General features: G+C 72.1%; 4 protein-coding genes. All 4 read left to right on the top strand.

All coding sequences use genetic code 11. The features are described 5' to 3' along the window. A partial coding sequence (locus tag DQW85_RS27490; RefSeq protein ID WP_113702809.1) for an AAA family ATPase occupies window positions 1-1998 on the top strand: 1998 nt, incomplete at its 5' end. Window positions 1999-2072: 74 nt separating this feature from the next. After that, a complete protein-coding gene (locus DQW85_RS27485) occupies window positions 2073-3059 on the top strand; it encodes an ABC transporter permease (RefSeq protein WP_113702808.1) in 987 nt (328 codons plus the stop codon). Continuing rightward, window positions 3056-3964: an ABC transporter permease gene (locus DQW85_RS27480; RefSeq protein WP_113702807.1), complete on the top strand. Its 909-nt coding sequence runs from the start codon at window positions 3056-3058 to the stop codon at window positions 3962-3964. The genes DQW85_RS27485 and DQW85_RS27480 overlap by 4 nt, the downstream gene beginning before the upstream one ends. Beyond that, a partial coding sequence (locus DQW85_RS27475) for an ABC transporter ATP-binding protein (protein WP_162795426.1) occupies window positions 3961-4849 on the top strand: 889 nt, incomplete at its 3' end. The genes DQW85_RS27480 and DQW85_RS27475, both read left to right, overlap by 4 nt.

Raw genomic sequence — 4849 nt, 5'->3', positions numbered from 1 at the left:
GCCCACCTGATCCGCTGGGTGGCGCCCTGGCTCACCGCGCTGCTCGCCCTGGTCCCGGCCGGCCTGCTGGCCGCGGCCCTGTCGCCCCTGGCGCCCGTCTCCGAGGGCGTCGCCGTCTGGGTCGCGTACGGCGCCGCCGCGGCGGTGCTGCTCTACCGGTTCGTGCTCGCCCGCCGGGCCAGGGCTGAGCTGTCCACGCGCGAGCAGGAGCAGTTGCGCGTACGGGTGCGCGAGGGCCGGCCCGAGGCGCAGCAGGACCGCGCGGCGGGCCCGCCCAGCATCTCGGTGGAGGAGGCGCTCGGCGAGCTGGAGAGCATGATCGGTCTGGCCCCGGTCAAGGAGCAGGTGCGCTCGATCGCCGCCTCCATCGAGGCGTCCCGGCTGCGTGCCGAGGCGGGCTACACCTCCGAGAGGCCGACCAGGCACTTCGTGTTCGTGGGCCCGCCCGGCACCGGCAAGACCAGCGTGGCCCGCACGGTCGCGAAGATCTTCTACGCGTTCGGCCTGCTGGAGACGCCGTACGTGGTCGAGGCGCAGCGGGCCGACCTCGTGGGCGAGTTCCTCGGCGCGACCGCGATCAAGACCAACGAGCTGGTCGACCGCGCGCTGGGCGGCGTGCTGTTCATCGACGAGGCGTACGGGCTGGTCAACACCTCCGACGGGCAGCCCGACAGGTTCGGCGCCGAGGCTGTGCAGACGCTGCTCAAACGGGCGGAGGACGACCGCGACCGGCTGATCATCATCCTGGCCGGCTACGAGCAGGAGATGACCTCCTTCCTCACGTCCAACCCGGGCCTGGCCAGCAGGTTCGCCACCAGGGTGCGCTTCCCCAGCTACTCGCCGGCCGAGCTGGCCGAGATCACCGAGCTGCTCCAGCGGCGCAGGGGCGACACGATGTCCGCCGACACGAGGGCGGCGCTGCTCGGCCTGTTCGAGGACGTCCAGCGCCGCGGGCTGGTCGACGAGCTGGGCAACGCCAGGTTCGTGCGCAGCCTCGTGGAGGCGGCGGCGCAGGCCCGCGACGTGCGGGTGGTGGGCGCTGGCGGCACGCCGACCACCGAGGACCTGGTCACCACCACCGCGCCCGACGTGACCAAGGCGTTCAACGAGCTGACCGCCCGCTTCCGCGGCTACGAGGCGACGCCCACGCTGGAGGAGGCGCTGGCCGACCTCGACAGGATGGCCGGGCTCGCCCCGGTCAAGCGGCAGGTCCACGCCATCGCCGCGCAGCTCCAGGTGGCCCGGATGCGGCAGGAGCGCGGGCTGCCCACGCCGCCTCAGATGCGCCACTTCGTGTTCGTCGGCCCGCCCGGCACCGGCAAGACCACCGTCGCCCGCGTCGTCGGCCGGGTCTTCGCCGCGCTCGGCCTGCTGGCCCGGCCCGACGTGGTCGAGGCCCAGCGGGCCGACCTGGTGGGCCAGCACCTCGGCGCGACCGCGATCAAGACGAACGAGCTGGTCGACCGCGCGCTGGGCGGCGTGCTCTTCGTCGACGAGGCCTACAGCCTGGCCAACTCCGGCTACTCCGGCGGCGACGCGTTCGGCGCGGAGGCGGTGCAGACGCTGCTCAAGCGGGCCGAGGACGACCGCGACCGGCTCGTCGTCGTGCTGGCCGGCTACGAGCGCGAGATGGACGCCTTCCTGGCCACCAACCCCGGCCTGGCCAGCCGGTTCAACCAGCGCGTGGCGTTCCCCAGCTATTCGCCCGCCGAGCTGTCGGAGATCGCCGTGCTGCTCGCCGAGCGGTCGGGCGACCGCTTCGACGAGGCGGCGCTGCGCGACCTGGACGAGGTCTTCACCTGGGTCTGCGAAGAGCGGCTGATCGACGGGCTGGGCAACGGCCGGTTCGCCAGGTCGCTGTTCGAGCGGGCCGCCATGCGCCGCGACGTACGGCTGGCGGCCCTCGCGGCGCAGGGCGGCTCCGCCACCTCGGCCGAGCTGACCACGATCACCAGCGACGATGTGCGCACCGCGGTGGACGAACTCTCGGGACGTTGAACCTGCACTTGCGTGCGCCTCCCCCGTGCATGGTGTAGCTATATGACTACGCACGGTGCGCGGGAGGGGGGACGATGGCGGGGTTCCTGGCCCGCAGGCTGCTCAACTACCTCGTGCTCGTCGCCGTCGCAGGCAGCCTGGCCTACATGCTGGCCGCCACCGCGCTCGACCCGCGCTCCAACTACGCCGACCGCACCCCCAAGCCGCCGCCGGCGGTCGTCGACGCGCAGCTCACCGCGCTCAACCTCAACGACCGCACCCCGCTGATCCAGCGCTACGCGACGTGGGCCTCCGGGGTGCTGCACGGCGACTTCGGCAAGAGCGTGACGGGCTCGCCGGTCAACGACGACCTCAGCAGGCGTGCCGGCGTCACCTTCCGGCTGGTGCTGCTCGGGCTGGTCTTCGGCAGCCTGGCCGGGGTGCTCGCCGGCGCCCTGGCGGCGGTAGGCCAGTACGGCTGGTTCGACCGGCTGTCGGCGGGCCTGTCCTTCGTGGTGCTGGCGGTGCCCGTCGTCGTGCTGGCCAACATGCTGATCCTGGGCGGCACCTGGGCCAACGACAACATCTTCGGCCGCCAGGTCTTCCTGGTGAGCGGCGAATACAGCGACGGGCTCGAGGCCGGGTTCTGGGGGAGCGCGCTCGACCGGGTCCAGCACCTCATCCTGCCCACCGTCTCCCTTTCGGTCGGGCTCGTCGCGGTCTTCAGCCGCTACCAGCGCAACATGATGCTCGACGTGATCGGGGCGGACTTCGTCCGCACCGCCAGGGCCAAGGGGCTCAGCAGGCGCGCGGCACTGACGCGGCACGCGCTGCGCACGGCGCTGATCCCCGTCGTGACCTACTTCGCGTTCACGTTCGGCGTCCTGCTCACCGGCGCGACCTTCACGGAGAAGATCTTCGGCTGGCACGGGCTGGGCGAGCAGCTGATCAACTCGATCTTCACCAACGACGTCAACACCGTGGCCGCCATCAGCCTCCTCGCCGCGGTGGCCGTGCTGTGTGCCTCACTGGCCGCCGACCTGCTGCACGCCGCCCTCGACCCGCGGGTGAGGGCGGGATGACCCTGTCGGACGAGCAACTGGCCGAGGACCTGACCGGCGGCCAGGCCCCCCGGGCGCCGTCCAGGCTCCGGGTCGTCACCAGGCGCTTCCTGGCCTCCACGCAGGGCCGGATCGGCCTGGCCACGCTGGCGTCCCTGTTCCTGCTGGCCTTCCTGGGCCCGCTGTTCAGCCCGTGGTCCTACACCGACAGGGACTTCAGCGCGTTCCTGCAGCCGCCGTCGGCCTCCCACTGGCTCGGCACGCTGCAGACCGGCGCCGACGTCTACGCGGTGACGCTGCGCGGCATGCAGAAGTCGCTGATCGTCGGCCTGCTCGCGGCGCTGGTGTCCACCGCGCTGGCGGCGGCGGTGGGCGCGTTCGCCGGATACTTCCTCGGGTGGACCGACCGGGCGCTGACCTGGGTCACCGACCTGCTGCTGGTGCTGCCCGCGTTCCTCATCCTGGCGATCATGTCGCCGCTGTTCGGCACCGGGACGTGGCCGCTGTTCGTCATCATGCTGGCGCTGTTCCTCTGGATGGTCACCTCCAAGATCGTCAGGGGGATGACGATCTCGCTGAAGCAGCGGGAGTTCATCCAGGCCGCCCGGTTCATGGGCGTCCCGGCGGTGACGATCATCTTCCGGCACGTGCTGCCCAACCTGTCGTCGCTGCTGATCGTCGACGCCACCCTGAACGTCAGCGCGGCCATCCTCACCGAGACCTCCCTGTCCTACTTCGGCTTCGGCATCCAGCCGCCCGACGTCTCGTTCGGCACGCTGATCGCCGACGGCGCCAAGACCGCCGTCTACGCGCCGTGGACCTTCTGGTTCGTGGCCGGGCTGCTGGTGGCCACCGTGCTCGCAGTCAACCTCGTCGGCGACGCCCTGCGCGACGCGTTCGACCCCACCTCATCGAGGCCGCGATGAGCCCCCGCGCCGCGCCCGTGCCGGGTGACGCGCCCGTCCTCGAGGTACGCGACCTGTACGTCTCCTTCGGCGACGTGCACGCCGTACGCGGCCTGAGCTACGAGGTGCGGCCCGGCGAGGTTCTCGGCATCGTGGGCGAGTCCGGGTCCGGCAAGTCGGTCGCCTCGGCCGCGGTCATGGGCCTGCTGCCCTCCGGAGCCCGCGTCACCGGCTCGGTGCGGCTGCACGGCAGGGAACTGATCGGCGCGCGGGAGAAGGAGCTCACCGCGCTGCGCGGGCGGGCCATGTCGATGGTCTTCCAGGACCCGCTCTCCGCGCTCACCCCCGTCTACCGGGTCGGCGACCAGATCGCCGAGGCCGTACGCGTCCACCAGCGGGTCACCAAGGAGCAGGCCATGGTCAAGGCCGTCGCCCTGCTCGACCTGGTCGGCATACCCAACCCGGCGCAGCGGGCCCTGGCCTTCCCCCACGAGTTCTCCGGCGGCATGCGCCAGCGCGCCATGATCGCCATGGCCGTCGCGAACGACCCCGACGTGATCATCTGCGACGAGCCGACCACCGCGCTCGACGTGACCATCCAGGCGCAGGTCCTGGAGGTGCTGAAGAAGGCGCAGCGGGAGACGGGCGCCGCGATCATCATGATCACCCATGATCTCGGGGTGGTGGCCGGGTTCGCCGACCGGGTTCTGGTCATGTACGCGGGCCGGCCGGTCGAGGTGGGCGCCGTGGACGACGTCTACTACCGGGCGCGCATGCCGTACACGGTGGGGCTGCTCGGCTCGATCCCGCGCGTCGACCGGGGCGGGCGGCGGCCGCTGGCCCCGATCGAGGGTCACCCGCCCTCGCCCGCGGCGCTGCCGCCCGGCTGCCCGTTCGCGCCGCGCT

The sequence above is a fragment of the Nonomuraea lactucae genome, assembly GCF_003313395.1.
GTDB classification, from domain to species: domain Bacteria; phylum Actinomycetota; class Actinomycetes; order Streptosporangiales; family Streptosporangiaceae; genus Nonomuraea; species Nonomuraea lactucae.
The sequence above is the reverse complement of the archived record's forward strand: the minus strand, read 5'-3'. Positions and strand labels throughout refer to the sequence as shown.